We start from the raw sequence: 23,669 nt of genomic DNA on the forward strand, positions 1-23,669 counted from the left end.
TTGCGGCGATTCCGTTAAAACCATTCCCCAAGTACTTGAAGAACAACTTACAAGATATAGTATCCTTCAGTAAGCACATTAACGGAAGTACCAACTTTTTTGTGATATAGTAACTAAAAAGTAATAAATGTGGAATGGAGAGGTTTAGACTTGAAAAAATTTAGTTGTGGTTTTGAAGTGACAAAGGAAGTTATTGGCGGAAAGTGGAAAGGTCTTGTATTACACTTTTTAATGAATGGACCAAAGAGAACGAGTGAATTAAAGCGCATTGTCCCAAATATAACTCAGAAAATGCTGATTCAAACACTTAGAGAGCTTGAAGACAGTGGACTTGTGAGCAGAAAGATGTATAATCAAGTACCACCGAAGGTTGAATATTCATCCACTGAACTTGGAGAATCTCTTAAACCTATCTTGCAGGAGCTCTGTCAATGGGGAAGCTATTATGCGGAGCAAGAGTATGCAGAAGGTGAATTTGAAATCGCACAACCAGAAGAGGTTTCTTAATGAGGAAACCAACTTATAACACCTTATATGTAAGGTGTTGAAATACGAATTATCCTGATGCTAACCCATTTATTATAGGGATTCTGCCCTGTTGTAACATAAGTAGAATTTCTTTACTTATTACTGATTACTGGCACGACTATTAGAACAGAAAACAGTTACCAATTAGGTAACTGTTTTCTGTTCTCTATATAAAATACTGAATTAATCTCACTCTGTTTCCAAATGGGTTTTCATTATCAATACAAAAAAAGATAATTATTACGGTTTTTTCTCCCCGTTCACATAACTGTTCTAAAACAGGTAATAGCGTTTCTCCTTTATTTGTAAGGCTGTATTCCACTTTAGGAGGTATTTTACTCATCTATTCTCCTCTGATTTATTATCGATAGTAGTTTAGGAATATAATACCAAATAATAGTCCTTTTCGCTTTTGAATAAACTACTTTCTATTTATTTCAACTAGTTCAATATTCAAAGTAAAATACTGCTAATCATGACTAACCTTATTCAACTATCCTACCCCATTACTTTAAGTACAGTACATAACTTCACAACATCTTCTAACTCCCCAATACCTATCCAATTTTCTTTTAAGAGTTATTCAATTAATTGGCCTTTTAATTGAGTAACTTTATTGATACTCAAAAATTCCTTGATCCACCTTTCAATTTAGATCTTCTTTTCACTATAAAAACACCCCCTTAGATAAACAGATCCAAAGGGGCAAAATATCGCGACTTTATTTAAAAGCAACAAAAAAATCGTGTTTAAGAGTTATCCTCTTAAACACGATAATAAACAAATCGAATCGAACTTTATTTGCTCTATACAATTTATACTTCAAAAAAATTCAGTTACCTAGTTTAATGTTGAGTTAACTACATTTTTGTATAGTTACTAACATTAATGGAGGTGAACATTTTTTGTACAACTTGATTTTTAAATCACATTTTTATTTAAAACATCTTTTTAATCTGTGGGAATTTCAAATTGCAGAATACATCATCTATTCCTTTTCCGTCTGCAATGTTCCACATTACCATATTAACATGTATCTTCATTTTTTTTAATTCTTTTAGCATTTCTTTCAGCTGTAATGCTACTTGTTCATTACGCATTGAATCCATATCAAATGCGATATTTACCATTTTCACTTCCATTGCTTCTAACACAGGTATTACCATTCTCCAGCTATTCACTCCTGGGGTAGCTAACATGGTAGTACCTAGTTCTTTAAGGGTTTCTTCTGAATAAGCCTTGGAAAGGTGTTCTACTGCAATATCAGCTTTTAAGGCCCCTTCCGTTACCCATACGGAGGCTGCTTTTCGCAAAGTTGAGTATTCAGTTTTATTTTTATCTAGTAATTTTTGTGTTTCCCATTCGTTCAATTCTTTCGATGGTATTGCGATATGAATAGGGATTGGATTTCCTGCTCCTGTTCCTTCATTTTTATGTGTACTTGAAAGCCAGAAGTAGCGTTGTCCCTTTACTAATTTAACCTCTCCAGTAAATCCCTCTCTCTCAACGATAAAAGGTTCAGCAAACGTTAGTTTCTTTTCAAAAAGGATTTCTCCATCGTCCAATATTTGCACCAGATTAGGTTGCTTTTTAACTCTTGCTTGAAGAGTAGGATAGTTATCTTTATTAATAGACACATCATTCAGTGGATCATCTACTCTAATTTGGTAGCCTACCACTTCATTGAATTCATTTCGGTAAGGAATCATGATACCGTTTGAACCGGCAATATTCCAACCGTATTTATTTTTATAAAAGCCAGGAATACCAAATTTCCCTTTCTCTAATTGTGGTAATTTCTCTAGTACAAACTTAGCCACATTCCATGGTTTTTCTGGAAATGAGCAGTAACCACGAACAGCGATCTCTTCTGTGCTCATTTTACGCTCATCTTGCATATATTTATGGTGTGCTTCGTTCAATGGAGCAGCATCATGGAGACGTCTAAAAAAGTAATCAAGCATATATGGCTCTAATTTAGTTCGCATTTTAACTTTTGACTCACTATTACTAATAGAGATTGTTTGTGATTTATCCAGTCTATGCAACCAAGATTGAAATTTTGTAGAGAATACTTTTTCACTCTCTATACGTATGCATACAACTGTATCTCCTTTATGGTTCACCATACATCCCCCTGTATGGTGACATATAGGACAAGTTTGACGTATATATTCATACCAACCATTTAATGTCGTTCTTCTTAGGTCACCCAAAATATCCACTCCTTCCTCTTGTTAGTTTTTAAATTACTCACTTGAAACTGTCCTTAATTAGAGGAAAACTCGTTAGAATTTTAGAATGCTGTTGATCCATATACATAACAACAATTAGGGGAATAGGCTAGCTCTTTAATAACCACTTTAAATTGTCCTCTATTTTCTTAAATGGATTAAATAAGTTTTTCCTTTTCTTTTGTTGCGAACTCTCCACTAGGATCTTCTTTTCAAATTTATCATTAAACAAGTGTTGGCCAATTTGCTTAAATTCGTTTTGTAACAATACATTTACTCTCTCATTCGCAAAATAAAAGGGCTCTATATCATAATAGTTACGCATAACTTCTTCATGTAAAGCTGGTAGTGTAGCGATTGTTTCAAACCCTAGTTCCTTTCCTATTCGTTTAACTTGTGAAAATTCATATGACTTATTGAAGATTAAATAAATAGGAATTCCTGTATGCTCCTGAATTTGATGAATATACTCTTTCCAAGCAATAAAATCTTGAAATGTATCGTCTACCACTATCCAAAGTTGGTCCATATATTTCAAAGAATCCTTCGTGTACTTCTCCATCTTGCCAGTAGGCAAATCAACAATGGTTACATCAACTATATTAGTAGTTGTCATATAAGCCTCTAATAAGTATTCATTCCAAATTAATGACTCATCACCGCTATCTAATGGCAAACACATAACACTTTTGTAATGCCATTCTACCTTCTGTGGATCTTCCTCTTCACTTTGAATAGTAGCGGCATAGCTTTTCCATTGTTTCGGTATTTTTGTAAATCGCTTTAACCAATCCTTTAGGACAGGTTGATTAGTTAATCCCTCAAGTAATGCTGTATAAATACGGTTTTCCGCCAAAAAGAATGAAAGATTCATCGCTAAAGTGGTAACACCCATTCTGTGCAATGGGGACCAAATTCCAATTGTATTAGTATCAGACCACTTTTGCTTTGCGAATAGCTGACGTTGTATATCTCTTGCTCGGCTTTTATAATCTGATTCAGTGTCTATAAATTCGTCATCATTTACTTTTGGTAATAAACCGGCGATTTTATCCTCTTCAAACATATCTACTTCAGATACATCATCTACTTCAATACTTTCTTCTCTCAATAGCTCAATTTCTTCAGGATAGCGATCTACATTGTTTTGTTCCAAAGCTTGAGATTCATCGTACTCATCTTCGGCTTTTTTATTATCTAGGGATGTATCATATGCAATTACCGGCAATTTGTCTTCGGTTGGGTTCTGGCTGTTTTCCTGACCATTCTCATATTTTATTTCTTGTTGCTGCTCTTCCGTTGTTAAAGTTATTCTTTCTAATTTTTTAATGAATTTTAATGCTGAATTGAAATATTTCCTGGCGCGCTCTATAGTATCGACTCTCTTAATTTTCATAGTCATATTTGAAGATTGGTAAACCTTGTCTGAAATATGAATAACTAGACCATTGTGTAGTGAGATAATAAGTTGGTTTAAATTTTCATCTTCTGAATCAGCATCCGTTATAATCAGCACGCTTTTCTTATCTTTATGTTCGAGTATCCAATCTAATATGTCACTGCCCTCATCTATTTCCGTACTTTCAAAAACAATATCAGCAGACACTACGTATCTTTTTAACTCTTCAATTTCTTGTTTTTCTTGTCTTTCTAACCAATACAATAATTCCATGTCATTAAAAAGTCCTTTCTAAAAATAAAAAAATCCACATTAACCCTACCTTCACGGATAAGATCAATCTGGACAGTTTATGTCGCGTATCATATTTAATTTTCGGTTGAATTCTTATTAAGACTATACCATATTTTCTTGAAAATTCCCTTTTGAATAAAATTATTATTTACAAAACCTCATACTTTTTAATTCTTTTTAAGAAGCTATTTTTGGTTATGCGATAGCTACTAACAACTATATTGAAATCCAATGTATCTCAAACCATATAATGTTCTTTCATTCACGCGAAAAGGTTATCTTAAGATGTAAAACCTCAAATCACCAAACACTGAGTAAATTAATGAAATTTATATGCTTTTATTAATGTATCTGCTGATAAATAAAGTGGATGCTTAGGTAAACCATATTTGTTTAAGTCTAGGTAAAATAAATCTAATTGTTGATCAACAAGATATTTCAAGATAGGAAAACTGGCATTAAACCAACTTCCTTTTTCACCCCATCCAGCAACAATAATCTCAGCATCATCAATAGCTTGTTTAATGAAATCTATATTTTCTGGAAGTGTTCGTACATCTGCAGTTAATAAATCATTCGGACTAGGTGTACGCAATGAAAATAAATTCACCACTCCAATGGAGCCAAAACCATTATTCATTGCTATTTTAATACATCTATCCAATGTTGAATCACACTGCTCTAAATCTGCCGTACTAGGATTCAATAAAATAAAAAGGCATAAAGGTAAATCTGCATTCCATTCACAAATTAAGTGTAGCCTATGTTTTTTTGTTTCATCAAATACTGCATCAACTATTTCAGAGTCTTTCCATGGTCTCAAAATCACCATTCCTTTCCAAATTAAAATACTATGTATTTAGTTAAGACAATGACACTTATGAATTTAAAAATTTTGGACCAGTCAATCCCTAACTTTCGAATGAAAATTTACTCTAATTTATTGATGGGATTATCTATATTTTGGCCTTTCCATTGTGTCAGTGTATACCATTAATATAACTTCATTCTCACTAATCATAATGTAAAAAGTAATGAATGTCTTTGATATAAATATGATAAAGGCAATAAAGCCACATCAATGTGATGTGACTAAATAAAATACAAAATTATAGGTAGAAAGATGCTTACGCCCTTCCTCTAATAAAGCAATACATGCTTTCTAGTAACTTTCTATGAGTAGCTGTCATTAAATGTGATAGAAAGTCTATTCAAAATAAGTTAGCATCATATGACAAGGCTATTTTTCATAGAGTTTTCTACAGCCAGTCTTAAGCCTTGTTGGTTAATACTACAACACTTTTTATTATTTGCTATAAGATTGTATAGAAATTTTAACTGTCTTTCTGCCCCAATTTAATGCCTGCTTCTTCGATCTCATAAAGACATCAATTTTTTTCCCTTTGATAGCTCCACCTGTATCTCCAGCAATTGCTAATCCATACCCATTCACATATACAACTGAATTTAGAGGGATTACTCTTTTATCTACCGCTATAACTTTTTTATATGGATTTTTCCGAAGATTGATCCCTATAGCAGTTATTCCACTACACCCTTCACAGTGATCTGTATAGGCGGTTGCAGTAACGTACATTGATTTAGGTTTAGCTTTTGCATGGCTATTTGTAGGTAGCATACAGATTGAACTTATAGAAAGCGTTACCACTAATATTATAAGCATCAATTTTCCTATAGTTTCTTTCATACAATCCCCTCCCTGTAATTTTTGAATAATTATTAGCTATTCAGAAGGCTCTTCATCTCGTTTATATTAAAGGGATCATTTAATTTAGCCCCATTTATGTAGACTGTAGGGACTGATTCTACTCCATAATTCTCTGTATACTCTGAAGTTGTTTTAAATCCATCATTATCTATTTTATTTACTTCTTCTATCGTAGTTTTTATACCAGCTGCTTTTAATGTTGATAAGATATAGTCTTCAGTAGCCCAATCTACTTCAGCATCGTTTGCTCTACTTTCAAATTTACGCTGAACTTTATAATATTTATTAGGATATTTAAGTTCAACAAAGCGATCAACCTTTGTCATAAATAAAGAATCTTGATTCAGGATAGCAGCTAGGGGTTGCCCTACAAATTTTGTTTTCCCTGTATCTATGAATTCATCTTCTATCTTAGGAAGTACTTCTTTAAACCATTTTTTGCACCAAGGACATGAATAATCAAAAGCTAAGATGATAGTGTTTTTTGCGTTTTCATCACCTAATACTGGACGGTTTTTTACATCTATATCATATAATTTGTAAGCATCTTTAAGAATGCTTTTTTCTTTCGCTGAAGCAGTTGTTTCTATATTTGCTGCTTTCGTGGTCTCTTTTTGCCCCTCATTATTTTGGCAACCAGCTGCAAATAAAACGAGTGATACAGGTATCAATATCTTCTTTAAATTCATTTTACTCCTCCTTATCTGTAAGCCCTAGAAAATCTAACTCTGTTGTGTGGTATAAGCGTATTTGTAATACGTCGGTAATTTCAGATGGGAGACGTTTTGAAATCGTTTCAGCTAATATCATTTTTTCTTCGTCTCGAATGACGTTTGATAAATTCAAACTTAATATATAAAACTTTTTATCCTCTTCAGTTGGAAAAGTAGAAAGATGAACGGTACCACACCATGAATTATCTTGGTTTTGTTTTCCAGTTAAAAATAAGTCCCAAAATTCATGTTGTTCAGCATAATGTTTGGCTTCCATATATACTTGATGATTAATATAGTTTAAGTCGAACGGATCTCCTAGCTTAAAATCATTTACTTTTTCAGATGGAGCGACACTATAGTGTGAATCCTCTAGGAATGCTTTGTAAGCACCAAATAAGGCTACTTCATATTTAATACCTTCAACTACTTCAAACCCTTTTTCCAATTCATTTAACATGACTAAAGCGAATGAATTGGCGACATCATTATCAATCCAATTGTATTCTGTATCATTAAATAGGTTGTCTAACATAGTTCTTATTTGATTTCTAACTATCCCTTTTGGCAACGTCCATACATTGTCTGTAAATTCTACTTCTTCATCTTCCAAAATGTTTGACATCACATAATATCCTTGAAAAAACTGACTACGAATTACATTACTAATCGTATTTTCAATAATTTCATGTACATTTTCATTGCTTGTTAAAGCTAATAACTTACGACCATAAAATATGGTCAAGTTTTCAAGTTCCTGGTTAAAGTAAACATCTTGCTCATATTTATCACGCAATTTATTTGTAACCTTGTTAAATATAGCGTCATTGGTAATTGTTGCAGCCATTATATATTAATCTCCTTTAGGTGAATGAAATTTTTTATTGGTATTTTCAGCTTTATAACTTTCTGAAGGTGAATCATCTAAGAGAAGCCATTTTTCATTTTCTTTTTTCATTACGGTTTGGTAATATACTCGTTCGCCATTTTTTAAAGTATATTTTCGATAGAATGAGGCTTCTTTTGCACGTTCATCTAGTTCAACATCCGTTAATTGATAAGATTTAATATCACTCCGAAGTTGTTCTTTAAATAATTTTACAAGCTCAATGAAAGTATTTTTCCGCTCAGCGTCTGTATCTGGCAATTGTGCCAAGAACGACTCAGACATATACTTTTTCCCTACGGTATAGAATTGATCACCTTTAATTTCTCCAGAGTGATAAAGAAACAGCAAATGACTAATATACTGACTAAATTCATTTACATCCGTAAATTCTTCTTTATTCTGGGGTAGGTTTATTCCCACTTCTTTCGCCTTCTTTTTACTTTTACTGATAGCTTCTTCCGGAGTTTGAGATTCAGCACCTTTTAGACGATTCTTTTGTGATTGGGACAAAGTAATGTCTTTCTCGTTAACTTCTGATTCTGGTTTATTTGCTGAAGCAGCCTCCTTTGTTTTTTCTGTCTTTTTGTCACCTTTAACCTTGTTTATTTGTTTATCAATTGTATGGTCCATCATTCCGCACCCAGATAGGAAAATTGATAAGAGAACTCCAGCCCCAGTCATTGTGAACCGTTTATTAATAAAATGCATACGTGTAATGAGCCTCCTTATTTTTTTCTCTTATTGTTAAAAAACTGTTTCTCTCTGATTCTGTTAATAATGAAGCCATTTCAACTGATTCATAAGCTGGCCTTCCTTCAACGATAGATTTTTCAACTAACTTATTTAACAAACGAATTTTAAAATGCCTTCCTGACGGGATAAAATGTACGCCAATATATTCAAACATAAAAAATTGTACTGTTTCCTGGGCACCACGAGTCATACTTGTTTTGATATGAACATCTTTTTTTCCTCTTTGGCCAAATAAGCAAATAAGTAAGATAAACACATTTACATTTAATAATTGCGGATTAATGTAGCTGACTCTTTGCTTTTCATCGGTCCAATCTTGGAGGATCTTTTCGATAAGTAAGTTACTCTTTACAAGAAAACGAGAATCTTCTAATCTTTGGATATCAATGTAATTATCTATTTGATTTCGGGAGATATAATTTTCTAAAATATATTGTTTATGGCTATTTTCAAGGGTAAATATAATATCTCTTTCACTTTTGGATCGTTTTTTTATGTCGCAATCACTAAGTAATATTGCAACAATTAAATCCTTTATAGATTTCATTTTTTCATCATTCATTCGATCACTCCCCAAAAAAGAACACCCCAAACTCGTCGAAGATATAAACTTCAATGAATTTGGGGTGTTCCCATTTTATTTATTCTATTTTGTTTAACTAACTAAATTATAATCTATACTACATTATATAACCCTTCATTATGGGATTCAATAGGTTTCTTTAATACTAACCCAATATTAGAAATTGATGTACCTACAATTTTAGAGATCTCTTCGACACTTTTCTTTTCTTCTGAAAATAAGTATTTTATATAAGCATGTCGAATTGGTCCGCTACTAAAAGAACAACCGATTATTTTTACTATATGTTCGATATAGTTTGAATGCGAATCTTGATTGAATTTATCATAATATCCTCGTTTATCTTTAGAAGACAAAATATAAGGAACATCCCTAAATATAGCTCGTTCAATACCACTTAATAGAATGCCTATTTCTGTAGGATCACTAAATACGATATTTGCTTCATAACCTGCAAGTGTTTCGATATTAAGAATAAAGGAATTACCAGTATCCTTAAAATCATTTGTTGTGATTTCATAAATATCCCGTGGTCGTAAACCTTTCAAATATAGAATATAAATTAATTTTGCTGTAATGGGTATATTAGCAGCAGATATATCTACTTTTTTATCTAATAGGTATTTGTAGTTAACGTCAATGGATTTAATTTTATCTTCTTTTATAAAGCTTATTTTTTCAGTGAAATCATATGATATTTGTCCGGATTTCCATAAATAATCAAACCAATTTTTAATATGGCCAATTTTACGGTTTACAGTAGATATTTTGTTTTTCTCTAGTTGTTGTTCTATATAAGAATGTATATCTGATGGTTTTATTTTGCTAGGCTCAATATCTTTTTTATATAAGGAATTTAAATAAGCAATTAATTGTTTAATGCACATGATTTCATATTTTAGCGTAGTAGGTTTTATATTTTGTTTTAATCTATACTCTTCAAAACCAAATAGCATCATATCACTCCTTATTGAATAATAGTAATTTTAAAATTGATTATTCGTTTTTATTGAGCATCAAAATAATAAATAACATATAAGAATCATATACAAGATCTAATAACATATTCTACTACATAATAAATTAAGAAGGAAATTTCCAGTTTATCTAATATAATATAAACCTTATTATATCAGCTAATTCCACCTTTTTTACTTAAATAATCTGAATTTTAAGTATAACGATAAATGTTTTGATACAATCAATGGGTATTAAAACATATACTAAAAACCTACTTTTTTTTATAAATAACTATAGATAATTATAAATGATTAAAATGAGTAAAAAAATGGATGTTTAAGACATAAAAAAATCAGTTAAAATTAGACTGAAAACTAACGAAAAATTCAAGGCACACCAAAAGGACTGCCAAATAAAGCGTTTTTGCAGCCGGTAGAGTATATTATTTTTTGAAAATTTAGAATGAGTAAATTTAGTATCAAAATTAGCCTTAGTATTCGTTAAGTCGCTAATGAGCTCTCTTTATTTGCTCTCTAACCAGTTATAAGTAGCTACTGAATTAGCAGAATTAGAAGGTGCAGAGCCCTTTATAAAAGATTCTCCATTTAAGGATGCTTTTTTAATCTGTTGTAAGTTATTCATATATTTTGTAATTAGATGTAAGTTTTTTAATCGTTCATTAGACTTTTTTATTCTAACTGTTAACTTCTCTAGTTTATCTTCTAAGATTGAATATTGTTTTGAACGGTTACCATAAATCACTTTTACCAGTTCTGTTTTATATTGTTCCACGGTTAATTCTAATTGTCTAGAAACTACATGGTTAATGTATTGTTTATTTACAAAAGCATTAATTTTATTTTTAGTTTCTAACCAAGTAGAACGGAAAAGATCTTCTAGCATAGCATCATGAATAGTAATTTCTTTTTGAAGGATAAGTAAATCAGCGTCGCTGCCGTATTTATTAATAAATTTCAATAAATTAAGCATGTTCTCTTTCAGCAGCTTTTTTCCATGAAGAGAAACAGTTTTGTCTTGCATGGAGTGCGCATAAGAAATAATATCACTAATGCAATTTTTTAGTAGGTGGAAGTCCATAAAGTAGTTTGCAACCTTGTCAATTTGGAGATAATACTCCATTAATGGAGCACTATCTCTAAAAAAGTTAGCTAAAGATTCTCTGTAAATAGAAATTCCTTTTAGTCCAACCTGTTTGTATAAATAATTTTTGTAAGCAATTATATAACGCCATGCTTCATTATTTTCAAGATGATAAATGGGCACTTCAAATGCCTCACATAAATTATAAATTTCTTGTTCAGACGAAGATACCTTTCTAATATCCTTCTTGGAATCATGCAAAATATGAACAGATATTTTTAAGTTCAAATCATCTTCTTTATAAACCCACTTCTGGCCCTTCTTTGATTCTTCAATCTCAAGAAACTTCAGCATTTCTTTATGAGTATCTATATCTTTTGAATTTTGTTTAAAGTACTTATTAACCTTTTGATCACCAATCGACTTTGTAATTTCTACGCCAATGTGTCCGCTTTCAACCATTTTTATGATAGTGCCTACTACTTCACGGTAACTCCTAAAATAGTCAACACCTACACCCGGACTATGCAAACGATTATTATATAAATTTCTGATTGCTATAGCATGTTTTAATCCTGGTGGACGAGAAGCTAAAAAGTATAGAAAGAGCCTCTTTTGATTTAGCGTATAATTTTTGAATAAGGAGCTTGTTAAGATTTTAAGATTCGGTATGTATGTATAATTGCCACCTATCCCAGTGGTCACAATATGAATTTCAGAAAAATAGTCATTTCCCTTTAAAGTAATTAAACCTAGTTGCAAAGCTTGTGCTAAGGCAAATTCAAAAGTTGATTTACGACAGTGCATTTCCGCACGAAGCTGATGCATGTTAATATTGATTTTTTTATCTATATCTACATAAGGACTTAAATGCAAGAGCAAATCAATGGTTGAACTTTCTACAGGGATTAATCCTTTTGAGATTTTAAATATTATATCACGATCCATTTTAGCTAATGGTGTTTCATTTTCGTTGCTAAGATCGTAGGCTAAAGAATTTGCTGTTATCATCTTATTCACGACACCTTTTGATTTGGGTATTATGACACCTTATTGCTGAAAATTTTTTGTAGGAAAAACTTATGTAGAATACAACACCAGTTAATTCTATAAAACAAAAGAACAAGCAATAAAGGAGAGATGATTTTTCATCAAAATATTTGTTATAACAGACAATAAAGATTGATTTTATAACAGGTAATTTGTTAAAATGAAAATATATGAATTAAAAAGAATTTACTTCTCTTTAATTCTTCATCTCTATATTTAATACCTAACAATGTTTCCGCATTGATTAGGGTTTGCAGTTAATTAATGTTGGCGCATTAATTGGCTGATGGGCTGGGAGGCCAAATTCGTTGAGTGCTTATCTGTCGGAAGTTAAGCACTTTTTTTTATTTTCAATTAATAAAAGGACCAAAGAATAAAAAAATAGACTATTCCCCCCTATTTACTGCCGTCTGTTTATGTACGACACTAAATAAACGTATGCGTAGTAATCGCATAAGCGTTGGAGTGGTCACAATCATATTATCAGATTGATAGAAATTTTACAAGATTATTCAAAAAAACCTAAGTAGAAATGTAAATTTCTTGTAGGTTCTTTTTTAGAATTTTTTATTATTTAGTTGTGATTTCTGAGCCTATATGTTAATATAAGTTTAATTAAATAATCATATAGCTCACTAGACTATTAAAACCTTGTGAGTGGTCATAAAAAAACCGTAACTCTATGTTACGGTTTTTTTAATGTTCTATCGGTCATCTAATTGTTTTAAACGTTCCATTACTTTATTATTAATAAATTTTCTTTTATCAATTTCTATTTGTTTAGACTTCAAGATACGATCTAGGAAGCCATAATTATTGGCCATTGTTTCTTCCCATTCGTTTAATGCTTCTTCTTCAAAATTTCTTTGCTCATATAGCTGTTCTTTTAATCGTTGGTTTTGCTTTTTTAAAGTTTGAACTTCTTTATCAGTTTCTTCTAGTGCTTTTTGGACTCGTACTTCAGTTTTCTCCGCATTAGTTTCCTTCTCCCGCAACGCTGATTTAACCTTCTCCTCAATATGTCCGTCTATATTTTCCAAAAGATATTGCTGATTATATTGCTGTGTGGGTACTATTCGCATCTTATTATCTTCAGTTTGCTCAACTTCAAATTGACCAGAATCTGTTAGCCCCCTGAGAAGTTCAAATAACATATCAGTAGTAACATAAGATATCTTTCCACTATCCCCTGATACTTCCGGAACGTTAGAAGCTTCTTGTCTTTCCTTTTTAGGTGTAACCAGTATTGGAGATAAACCTAATAATCGTTCCAGTCCTTTCACTTTATATTCATCTTTTAAAAGAATAATCATTCGAAGTTTTAAAATGGATTTTAAATTTAATCTTAAAGAATTGGTTAATGCTGCTATGTCTTCCTCTTCACCATCAAATACATAAGAGTGAAATGGTTTTAAATAATATCTTGCTTGCCCATCAGATATTCCAAACCAGTTAGCAACCTCAGTAATTGGGTAAAAACTTTTTTCCACGATATCAGTTAAATAATCATCGTTTAATAGAATTTCCTGTTTTGGTGTATCCTCTAAAATTTCATAAAGCGGATCACCAGTTAACAACTGTTCTACTGTTTCTTTAGAAACGCCAGTTTCTACAGTCATTTTATACACTCCTTCCTAATAGCCCGAGACTGTTAAATTAAATTTAATAAAAAAAGCTAATTAAATCAACACAAAACTAATATAAATAAAACTAAATGAATCTAAACTGAAGTAAATTAATATAAACTAAATTAAATAAAATGTTTCAAAATAAAAGCTGAATTAAACTAAATAAAACTAAATTAAAATAAAGAAAATAAAAATCAAAAATGGATAGTTTTTATGATAAACGATATAAAAAATACGATTCTAAATAAAATTAAACTATTTTAAACTAAATAAAACTAAACTGAATTAAAATAATTTTAATAAAACTAAACTAAATAAATCTAAATTAATTAAAACTAAAATAAGAATCTAATATTGCTTAGTGGAATTAAATTAAATAAAACTAAATTAAATAAATTCTAACTAAAATAAAATTAAAATAAAAAAAGAAAAACTAAATAAAACTAAACTAATCTAATCTAAATATGAATGACTATAAAAAAGAGAAAGAGAGATTCTTAGAATCTCTCTTTCTCTTAAATCTTATACTAACCAATATACCGCTGTATATCTAGATAGCAAGTCAAATTATCGTTTCTAGAAGGTTATACTTAAACGTTGTTTGCTGAAATTACCATTCAGTTACAATCCTTATTGATTAGATTTAAAAAGCTTTTCAAATTCAGAGAGTCCATCATCTGCAGTAGCACTAGCCTCATTTTGGTTATTGTTAAATAATAAATTGAATGCATCATTCCCATCCATTTCTTCTTCAGTATTAGAAGAAGAAGAAGAAGAGACAAAATCTCCAAATGGATCATTTTCTACAGTGTTTTCTTGCTGTTTTTTCACTTCTTCGATGAATCTATTGTTAACATCAATAAGTTCTTTAACTCGGTTAGGTAAATCAAGGCCTGCAAAGGCTGCATAGAAATGAACATCTTTTTCATCTGGAGTATCATAAACGTATTGTGCAATCGGTTTTTCTATTGCAATTGGTGCAAGTTCGTCTAATTTATCTTCAATAGATTTAGTAATTTGGACATTCAATATTTTATTTACGTCGTTAGCATTTGCGAGAATACTTAAAGCTAAACGCTTAGTCTTTGCTATATTAAACCCATCTGATAAAACACCTTCTTGAATTTTAGATTCCAGGGTACGGATGTATTTAATAGGCTCGCTAGCGTCAATAGTGGCAGCCCCCTGAGCATATCTAACAAAATGTAGAATACCAGGCGTTTTTATTAGTTTAGTAAACTCAGAACTGTCGAAGTGGAATTCACTGAATGGCTTGAAGCTGGCAGTAACAACATTCATTTCATGTAAAGTGCGAGCAATGTAATTGTTTGAGAATGATAGATATTCTTTTGTAGACACAGCACCTTTTTCAACAAATGAATTGAAAAGCTTTTGATTATCAACAATGATAATAGAACCTAAACCTTGCATAGCCTGATGTATGCTTTGAAGTCTTGTCAGTGCATTATTTAATACTGTAGCACCCTCAGTGTCTCGAGGTAAGGTAAGAATAAGACCGAATTTCTTATTAAAGCCTTCTGTCATTAATACCCGTATAGCTTGTATAACTGAACCAGTACCAGTACCGCCACCTAAGCCCGCAACGATCCAAATGAAATCTCTATCTGAAAAGTGTGCATTGACTTTTTTAGCGATAATTTGTTCATGCTGCTTAAACAATTTTTCTCCAAGGTTAATATCACGTGAAGCACCTTTACCATCACCGATGAGGATTTTTTCAGTGTCTTCATTATCTACTTGAATTTTGTCTAAATCCATTTCATTTGTATTAACTAAAATTGCTTTGTAGGGGTACTCTTTATCTGTTTGCATTTCAGCGCAAGCAGCAGCAATAGATGATCCACCCATACCTAATCCCATAAAACCAAAATTCAAGCTTAATTTGACATCTTTATTTTGAGTAAGCGTATTTCTACTAGTTCTGTTAGCCATTTTGTACACTCCTTAATATAATTAATTATTTTATAAAGTTTAGAAAATCTAATCCAAAGTCACTTATCGAATAAACTCTAATTCTTCCCATTACTTCAACATCCACTAAGCCTGCTCCTTCTAAGCGTGCAGTATGTATATCTAATACATATCTTGATGAAAGCAACTTTCGATCTGACTCATCAACCTTTTGCAAGTTTTCATTTGTTTTCTCCCAAAGAACCTCTTTTCTAAGTGGTGTTTCTGCTAATTTTAATGTGAGCAAGATACTTTTGCTTTCAACACTTAGATGTTCTTTAAGGATAGCCATAATTTCATTTCGTTGAAACATTTACACACCTCCCGGTATATCTGGGACTCTTGTCTTTTTTATTACCGTATTTATTACCGTAAAACTACTTACAAGTTAAATATAAACTGTCTCAAATAAAAAAGCAACAGTTATTACGGTAATTCTAAAACATTGATATATAAAGGTTTAAGAATTACCGTAATAATAGTTTTAATAACTACATTAATAATTGCGGCAATAATTGCGGTAATAATTACATTAATTAATACGGTAATAATTAATGTAATATTGACAATGTGAATTCTTATGGGAATTTGTTTGGAAATAACAGTTGATCAGAAGATAAAATTAAGAGGATAGGCAAAAGAAATTGTAGATAGCTTTTCTTATCTAATCGTACACTCATATTTTTAAAAGTAATTTTAACAAAGAATTTTATTTAGTTTAGTTTAGTTTAATTTAGATTAGTTTTAAAAAGAAAGTTTTTAAAGGTTTTTGATCTGATTTCAAAGGTTTTCAACTGTTTTCAAACTATAGCTTAGAGCACTAGTAGCGAAAGCGTGCTCTTCAGAAGGGGAAGGTATACTCTTTTATAGATTTGATTTTTTTAGAAAGGTTTAAGTCTTTTCAAAAGAAAACGAAGAGAAAATCGATGTTTTAGATCTTTTCAAAATAAATCAAAAGGTATTAAAAACTTACCTAAATGAAATAGAGTTGAATGTTTTAATAATAAGGTTGTAGAGCAAATGTAGCGGAAATAAACCTTTAGTGAATTACCCATTTCTATGAGTGTTTTGAATTACCCTGTGTTTTTAGAGAGAAGGGGGGTAATTCGCAAGAGGGTAACCCTATTAACCCCTTACATTCTTTATTCCATATATAGTTAGAGGGCATTTTAAAGCGTGACTAATATACATTTCAGATATGTACATTCTTTACATTCCTTTATTTTTCTAAATATCGTTTTATACACCAGTTTTCTTTTGGCTTTTTTAAGCTTTTAACATGCTTGCAAGAGGAATTCAATATGGTGTTTTTATAGATGGAATGTTATTATGTAATGAAATTGGATATTAAAAAGGGAAAACCCCGACTTTACTAAAATGGAGAAATTTTACGTCTCATTTTAGTTTTAGTCGGGTTTTTTTGTATTCAATTAAAGGAGGGGAAAACTTGAATGAAACAACTGTTAATAAGAAGGGAAAGGGAGACGGAATTCGTTTAAAAAGAACAGAAAGACATAATGGAATTATATTACATAGCTATGAACTGACTTTAGTACAGCATGTATACATTCATAAGGTAATGAGAGCTACATCGGTGCATAGCTTGTATCAATTTTTGGCTAAACGTAATATGACTCCAGTCCAAATCAGCAAACGTTTGTTGAAATTGGTCAACAGTGGAGTACTCGCTCGCTTAGAAGAAAGAATATCCGATATGAGTGGCAATTTCGTTAGATACAACTACAAATTAGGTGTTCGAGGGTTTTCTTTATTAGAATCAACGGGCTATCTTGCCGTAGGACAAGCTAGGAAGCATTACTCTTCAAGCAAATCAATTAAATTACCTTCATTCCATACAAAAGCTGCAAGCGTTATAAGTAATGAAATTGCTATGAAGTGTCTTAGTGATCCGCTTATTGGTCAAAAGATGAAAATGGATAGGGGAGCTAATCATTACGAGTTTGGCGTAAATGCTGCTGTCGAAGAAGAAATGAAGGGCATCATAATTCCTGACTATGTATTTGAAATGGATGATATTTTTATAGCAATTGAAATTGATACAGGCCATCAAAGGAGCCATATCATTAAATCTAAATATGAACGCTATAAGAAGAAGGCCGAATCTCTAAAGCAGTCAGGGAAGCAGATTGCTGTCATATTTGTGGTTGTAGATGACAGTGTAGCAAGTGAAGCAGCAAGTGAACGCGATAAACGTGTTATCTCACTAAAGAATATGTTTCCACCCTTTCTGGAGTGGGGGGATAACCTTCAGTTTTATGCTCTTCAGGCCAGTAATGCCGCAAGAGTAGTTACTTATCTACTCTCTAAAAAAGAACCGGTTGAAAAAGATACACGTGAATTTTTGTGTGAAGATTGGATTGACAGTGTCATCGCTTGTGAACAAGGAAAGCTCATAGCTGAACGATATAGCTCGTCGGATTTTTATAAAGGTGACAAGGTAGGAGAACTGAATCTTGATATCTTAGTTAAGTTTAGTGAGACTGAAAAGTATCCAAGGTCATATGGATTATTGTATATGTATGAAGGATCTGTAATGAGTTATCAAATCTATAGAGTCAATTTACTCCGCATGGAAGAATACAACATGAACGCATGGAAAATTCATGACGTACATCGCTATAGCCTATTACTTCTTTATGAAGATTCTATAAACGTAAGATCTGATGTGATTGGTTGTCTTATTCCTGAACTTTCAAATGTCTATTTGACGGATATTGATACATGGTTTCAGAAGCAGCTTAATTCAAAAGATGAATCAATCTCTCCAGAGATATATGAAATGGTTTCAACCTTTAAGAAAGAAAAAAGGAAGGAGTTCCGCTTATGAGTAGTAAAGAGGAGTGGATTAAGAGGTTTCCTAAAATATTAGCGAGCATACTAGCAATAATGTCTACATATGCAATGTTGAGAAGTATCTTCACTACTTTATCGATTGCCACCTCACAATACATGAATACCCCCATGCATTTTTTCTCGTTTTTATTTGGAAGTAGCGAGGGAATATCTATTTTCTGGGTGATCGTGGTAAGTGTAATTACTGTATTTGGATGGCTCATTAGCACTCGTGTTAAAAGTTTTCAAAAAAAGTGGATGCGTATCTTCATGTTTATGCTGCCGCTCATTTCAATAGCTGCTTCATTGGTGGGTTATGGAATGACGTTGGTAAGAAAATCCGTATTTCCATTTTTTGAGGAGCGCCTCTCAAATGTAATAGATACTAATGATTTTGTTCACCACATATTTTTTGAACAAGCGAATGGCTTCTTTTTTATGCTCATTATGTTACCATTCATTGTTTTAGTGTTTATTGGAATGTTTCTGTCTACTAAGTATTTACAGCATGATGAAGAATTCAAAAAGGCTTTCTTTGAATTTCAATGGAAGGGTGAATGGTTGAGGAAATTCTCTAATATGGAAGGGAAAGAAATGTACCCTGACATCGAACTAGGGATTAATAAAGATACCAAAGAAATGGTTGTATTGCCTGGTTTTGATAGAACCTTAAATACAGCTATAGTAGGTCCAATTGGTACGGGTAAATCCGCGTCATTAGGGCTCCCTATCCTGAATCAGGATTTACATTATTTAGCTCGTTTTATCAATGCGTATCCTACGATAAGTAAGGCTGCAAACTTTAAATCCAAAGAAGTATTAGGGCATTACTTAAATGGTATTTCGGTAATTGAGCCTTCAAATGACTTATGCCGAAAAGTTTATTCTTTATGTAAAGCTCACAATATCCCTGAAGAGGCTATTACTTATATTGATCCGACTAACCCAAACACCCCAAGTATTAATCCCATGAGGGGCCCAGTTGATAAAGTAGCAGAAGTATTTACCCAAGTGATTGCCGGTTTATCAGACGGTGGAGACGGGGGCAGCTTTTTCTTCGAACAAGCGCAAAGGGTACACTTGAAGCAGCACATTTATTTACTGAAAATGCATGAACCTGATAAAGATGTTACGTTTGATATGTTACTAGAAATGTATGAAAATACTTCAATTGTCCATGAAATGCATAAACAATTGAAAGAACGATTCCCTAATGATATTGATAGTATTGAAGATCGAGATGATCGGAATTATTGGAAAATCCTCAAAGGAATTGATGATTGGTTTACGAATAACTATGCTCCTGGAGAAATAAGAGGAGCTGGCGGCAGAACTGAAATGGCTCGTGATAGCAATGGGAATATCATTTATGAAGATTTACAAGCTAAAAACGTGCAGGGTTTAAGAAATATCTTAAATGATATTGGATCAAACCCATTAATACGCCGTGTTCTATTTGGACATAGTGATTTTGATTTTGATGAACATTTGAGAAAAGGTGGAGTCCTTTTAGTAAATACCGCAAAAGGTTCATTAGAAGCTTTGAACTCGGTGCTTGGAAAAATAGTCTTAATGACCTTACAAAATGCATCATTTAGACGGGAACCGGATATTTCACCATTTCATCATCTTTTTGTTGATGAAGCGCCTGAGTACTTGTATAACTCTTTTCGATCTTTCCCTGCTCAGTCACGTAAATATAAAGTCATTATCACAACACTCCAACAATCAATCGCTCAAATGGCAGATGCATTTGGTGAGTTTTATATGACTACTATTATTGCTGCTATGCGACATCGGATGGTCTTTGGTGATTTACCGGCATATGATGCGGAGTATTTTTCAAAAATGTTTGGCGAAAAATACGTTTATCAAGAAGGGGAAAGTGAACAAAGTGTATCCTCATTACAAGATAATCCTAGCTCTCGAAGCGGTTCAACATATTCTAAAGTGCTAGACCAGAATATGACAGCTGGAGGTATCATGTACCAAGAAGCATTCGAATGCTCAGTTAAAATTGTTGTTAACAATAAACCTATTCCTGTTCAGCAAATTAAAGCTAATTTTGTTCCTGATAATGAGTTTGAAAATGCGATCGTAACAGTTAAGGAAGAAGCAGCAACATATTGGCTACAAGATCAAAGTATTGAGGAAACTGAAAAGAGTACAGTTGATACGAATATTCAAAGTGTAGAAGAAACTGAGGTAGACAATCATATTCATTATGAACAAGAAATTAAACGTATTGCGCTAAATATGGAGACAGTAGAAAAGGCTGTATCTATATTTAGTGAACCGAGACCTAACCAAAATACGGTACGTTATAATCAAAAGCAAACATTGGATGATAAAAATTCAAGAGAGCGTGAAATGATTTACCGTGAATCCAAAGATATTCCCGATGATCAACTCGTTATTGATATTGCTCCAACTCACAAAAAATCCAATGAGAGCAATAATGAGAGTGAAAATAAAGCTGCATCTACACTAACGAAAGTAAATATGGATGATATCTCAACCGGTCATTCTAATAAGAGCAAAGTAGAATTGTTGTTTACCAAGGGTGTCGAAGTGGAAAATCCCCCAGCACCCTCTTCGTTAAAGAATGAAGCAGCTGCTTCAGCAGTAAAATCATCCACTAGTCAGGATGCAGAAAGACCAACAAGTAAACCTAAAAATCCCTTGTTACAAAAGCATGTAGCTGCTTCTGTCCAAAAAGAAACATACACTCCAAGTATGTTAGATGATGAAAATGCGGCATTCCTAAAGGAACTAGAAAGCGAGATAAAATAATAAAAAAGAACTTGATAAAATAATGAGTATTATTTATCATGTAATTACCAGATGTTAAGAATGTCTGTATACCAATTAGTACTTTTTCAAATGATTAATGATGAATTACGAATTATATAATCTAAAGGGAACACCCCTTTCAAGCATGTAGCAAGTTACTACATGTTTGATTGGGGTGTTTTTTTATTTGAAAAAGTAGAGAGCGTACTTATCAACACAATACAGGGGGTAATATTGATGCCAGAACTTATTAAGTCTTGGACAAATGAATCAGCATTGCAAGAACTGTCTAGAAAACATCATTTTAACGAAATTTTAGAAGGGGTAGTCCGTAGTGTAACCACGAGAACACTTAAAGAACGCGGAGAAGATAACGAGCTTCGTGAAATCTATAAAGATGTGTTAGTGATCGCATTGCCGGGAGGTATTACCGGCTATTGCCCAGCTGAAGATTTCTCTGATGTTAAACACAGAAACTATGCTCGATTCGTAGGGCAAAAAGAAAAATTTATGATTTCCCAAATTGATCTTAATTCGGAATTTGTATTACTTTCCGGTAAAGCTGCACAGGCAAGATTAAAAGAGGAATTTTGGACACAAGTGGAAGATCTGAAAGAACAAAATGCACTTGGTGAAAAAACTTTTGAAGCAGTCGTAACGAGTATTAATGAGAACAATAGAGTCGTTCATATTAAAATCAGTGGACAGGATGCTTATATTAAACCTAATGAATGGTCATGGAATAGACGTGATGGTATTGATACACAGCGTGGTGAGACTATACAAGTACAAATTATGCGTTTTGATAGGGAACAAGGAATCGTTGCATGCTCACGCCGCTTAGCTTTGCCAGACCCTTACCGCTTTTTATCTACTTTGAAAAAAGGTGATATTATAGCAGGGAAAGTTTCACAAGTGAGTCAAATACATGGCATTTTTGTTCAATTAGAGAACGGGCTAGACGTAAAGGCAGGGAAAATAGCCAGATTAGATGAACCAGATGTAGGTGAAACAGTATCTTGTCGTGTGGTAAATGAAATTACTAGAGAACCTAATGGCCGTATCCGCGGACGTGTTCTAATCTTAGACTATCCAAACGGGAAGCGACGAAAAAAAGATTTAGGCTCTTTCTTGTTTGAATGATAGAACAACAAAAACAAGCTGAAATGATTCAACAAAAACTATCTACAAGGGTGGATGGTACATTTTCTATTTGGGACCATCCGAATTTTACAGCTAAATTAAAGCTTCCCGACGATTATCGTCCTTTAACAAGTCTAGTTGAAGCCCTTGAAGTAATGAATCGTCTTAGCAAAGAAACAGCACAAGACCGCTTAATGGTATTGAAAGTAGTGGGAGATGCCATATGTGCAAACGAAAACCAATTGCGACGGTACCTGTCCTCCAAACTATCTTATTCTCAAACAAGTGCTTACTTAACTGCTATGCGTAAGTACGGTTTTATTGATCGTCATCAATGTAGACTTTCTTTCAGTGAAGAAGATGGCGAACAAACAATAAAGCCACCTGCACCGCATACTTTAGGCATAGCGGGATTCCTTTTGTTAAGTCACTATTATAGTGGCGATTACTTCGCTAAGCCTGAAAGTTGGTTCGGAAATTCTTATGCTATCCAGCGTTATGTTGCGTTAAATGAAATTCGTTGTAGAGCTGTGGAGGCAAAAATAGCAAAGGGTTGGTCCTGGATGCCACGTATCGGCGGTAAATCAAAATATCGTAAGCCAACTGCTGTTCTCAACATCGCTTCTTCTAGTGGAGCAGTGGTAGATATGCTAATTTTCCGTGCACAGCTGGTACAAGATTTTATAGGGTATTTTAAAACGCTATTGGAAGAATACCGTTATCTTTATGATCGTGATGGCCGCTTCATTATAGATAAGCAATCCCAAACAAATTATCAAATTGTTGTCCTTTCAGTTTCTACATTAAACATGGCTAAATATATTGCTGAAGAAATTAAATTAGAGAGTTTTGACTTTGATATTTGGTTCTTAGTTGATGAGTTATTTGATAAGAGCGAAGGCAATTTTGCTAAAGCTTTTGTTCAGAAAGAAAATGGAGACCTAAGGATTTTGGAATTGGAATTTTAATGTTACTTTAATAGTAAAATGGTTTGTGAATCGTTGACTAAAGAAATTCTTTATGTTAAAGTTAACGTACACTCTTTCCT

Annotated in this window: 17 protein-coding genes and 2 pseudogenes; 5 read left to right on the forward strand and 14 right to left on the reverse strand. The window is 32.5% G+C overall.

The features are described 5' to 3' along the window. Positions 1 to 150 precede the first annotated feature (150 nt). On the forward strand, positions 151 to 507 hold the full coding sequence (locus RST01_RS10615) for a winged helix-turn-helix transcriptional regulator (RefSeq protein WP_147196650.1): 357 nt from the start codon (positions 151 to 153) through the stop codon (positions 505 to 507). 268 nt (positions 508 to 775) lie between these two features. Here RST01_RS10615 and RST01_RS16190 read toward each other — a convergent pair. From RST01_RS16190 to RST01_RS10685, 14 genes and pseudogenes are all read right to left on the reverse strand, one after another. Continuing rightward, positions 776 to 865: pseudogene (locus RST01_RS16190) on the reverse strand (winged helix-turn-helix transcriptional regulator); the annotation flags it as partial. Positions 866 to 1,466: 601 nt separating this feature from the next. Continuing rightward, positions 1,467 to 2,654, reverse strand: coding sequence for a DUF3854 domain-containing protein (locus tag RST01_RS10625; protein ID WP_184117607.1), 1,188 nt, complete (start codon positions 2,652 to 2,654; stop codon positions 1,467 to 1,469). A 217-nt stretch (positions 2,655 to 2,871) separates the two neighbouring features. After that, the gene (locus tag RST01_RS10630; protein ID WP_147196653.1) at positions 2,872 to 4,434 is read right to left on the reverse strand and encodes a hypothetical protein; all 1,563 of its coding nucleotides are present in this window, start codon (positions 4,432 to 4,434) and stop codon (positions 2,872 to 2,874) included. Between the two features lie 340 nt (positions 4,435 to 4,774). Further along, a complete protein-coding gene (locus RST01_RS10635; protein ID WP_184117608.1) occupies positions 4,775 to 5,278 on the reverse strand; it encodes a DUF1643 domain-containing protein in 504 nt (167 codons plus the stop codon). A 483-nt stretch (positions 5,279 to 5,761) separates the two neighbouring features. After that, positions 5,762 to 6,058, reverse strand: a pseudogene (locus tag RST01_RS10640) (3D domain-containing protein); the annotation flags it as partial. Between the two features lie 137 nt (positions 6,059 to 6,195). Then, positions 6,196 to 6,873: a thioredoxin domain-containing protein gene (locus RST01_RS10645; RefSeq protein ID WP_147196658.1), complete on the reverse strand. Its 678-nt coding sequence runs from the start codon at positions 6,871 to 6,873 to the stop codon at positions 6,196 to 6,198. Between the two features lies 1 nt (position 6,874). Continuing rightward, the gene (locus RST01_RS10650; RefSeq protein WP_147196660.1) at positions 6,875 to 7,744 is read right to left on the reverse strand and encodes a hypothetical protein; all 870 of its coding nucleotides are present in this window, start codon (positions 7,742 to 7,744) and stop codon (positions 6,875 to 6,877) included. 6 nt (positions 7,745 to 7,750) lie between these two features. Continuing rightward, complete coding sequence (locus tag RST01_RS10655) at positions 7,751 to 8,494, reverse strand: hypothetical protein (protein WP_147196662.1); 744 nt, start codon at positions 8,492 to 8,494, stop codon at positions 7,751 to 7,753. Next, entirely contained in the window at positions 8,481 to 9,101 is a 621-nt protein-coding gene (locus RST01_RS10660) for a hypothetical protein (RefSeq protein ID WP_147196664.1), read from the reverse strand. The genes RST01_RS10655 and RST01_RS10660 overlap by 14 nt, the downstream gene beginning before the upstream one ends. 113 nt (positions 9,102 to 9,214) lie before the next feature. Further along, on the reverse strand, positions 9,215 to 10,078 hold the full coding sequence (locus tag RST01_RS10665) for a site-specific integrase (RefSeq protein WP_147196666.1): 864 nt from the start codon (positions 10,076 to 10,078) through the stop codon (positions 9,215 to 9,217). A gap of 526 nt (positions 10,079 to 10,604) precedes the next feature. Beyond that, complete coding sequence (locus tag RST01_RS10670; RefSeq protein WP_147196668.1) at positions 10,605 to 12,194, reverse strand: hypothetical protein; 1,590 nt, start codon at positions 12,192 to 12,194, stop codon at positions 10,605 to 10,607. Between the two features lie 743 nt (positions 12,195 to 12,937). After that, positions 12,938 to 13,852 (reverse strand): hypothetical protein, encoded by a 915-nt coding sequence (locus tag RST01_RS10675; RefSeq protein ID WP_147196670.1) that lies wholly within the window; start codon positions 13,850 to 13,852, stop codon positions 12,938 to 12,940. 639 nt (positions 13,853 to 14,491) lie between these two features. Further along, entirely contained in the window at positions 14,492 to 15,814 is a 1,323-nt protein-coding gene (locus RST01_RS10680) for an FtsZ/tubulin family protein (RefSeq protein ID WP_147196671.1), read from the reverse strand. Between the two features lie 25 nt (positions 15,815 to 15,839). Continuing rightward, a complete protein-coding gene (locus RST01_RS10685; RefSeq protein WP_147196673.1) occupies positions 15,840 to 16,145 on the reverse strand; it encodes a hypothetical protein in 306 nt (101 codons plus the stop codon). Positions 16,146 to 17,279: 1,134 nt separating this feature from the next. Between RST01_RS10685 and RST01_RS10690 the strand changes: the two genes are divergently transcribed. The 4 genes from RST01_RS10690 (at position 17,280) to RST01_RS10705 (ending at position 23,589) form a co-directional block, all read left to right on the forward strand. After that, positions 17,280 to 18,680, forward strand: a complete 1,401-nt coding sequence (locus RST01_RS10690; protein ID WP_147196675.1) for a replication-relaxation family protein — start codon at positions 17,280 to 17,282, stop codon at positions 18,678 to 18,680. After that, on the forward strand, positions 18,677 to 21,478 hold the full coding sequence (locus RST01_RS10695; protein ID WP_147196677.1) for a type IV secretory system conjugative DNA transfer family protein: 2,802 nt from the start codon (positions 18,677 to 18,679) through the stop codon (positions 21,476 to 21,478). Before RST01_RS10690 ends, RST01_RS10695 begins: the two co-directional genes overlap by 4 nt. A gap of 237 nt (positions 21,479 to 21,715) precedes the next feature. Further along, positions 21,716 to 22,621, forward strand: a complete 906-nt coding sequence (locus RST01_RS10700; RefSeq protein WP_147196679.1) for a hypothetical protein — start codon at positions 21,716 to 21,718, stop codon at positions 22,619 to 22,621. Beyond that, positions 22,618 to 23,589, forward strand: a complete 972-nt coding sequence (locus tag RST01_RS10705; protein ID WP_147196681.1) for a hypothetical protein — start codon at positions 22,618 to 22,620, stop codon at positions 23,587 to 23,589. The genes RST01_RS10700 and RST01_RS10705 overlap by 4 nt, the downstream gene beginning before the upstream one ends. Positions 23,590 to 23,669 lie beyond the last annotated feature (80 nt).

This window comes from Rummeliibacillus stabekisii (genome assembly GCF_007988965.1).
Lineage (GTDB): Bacteria > Bacillota > Bacilli > Bacillales_A > Planococcaceae > Rummeliibacillus > Rummeliibacillus stabekisii.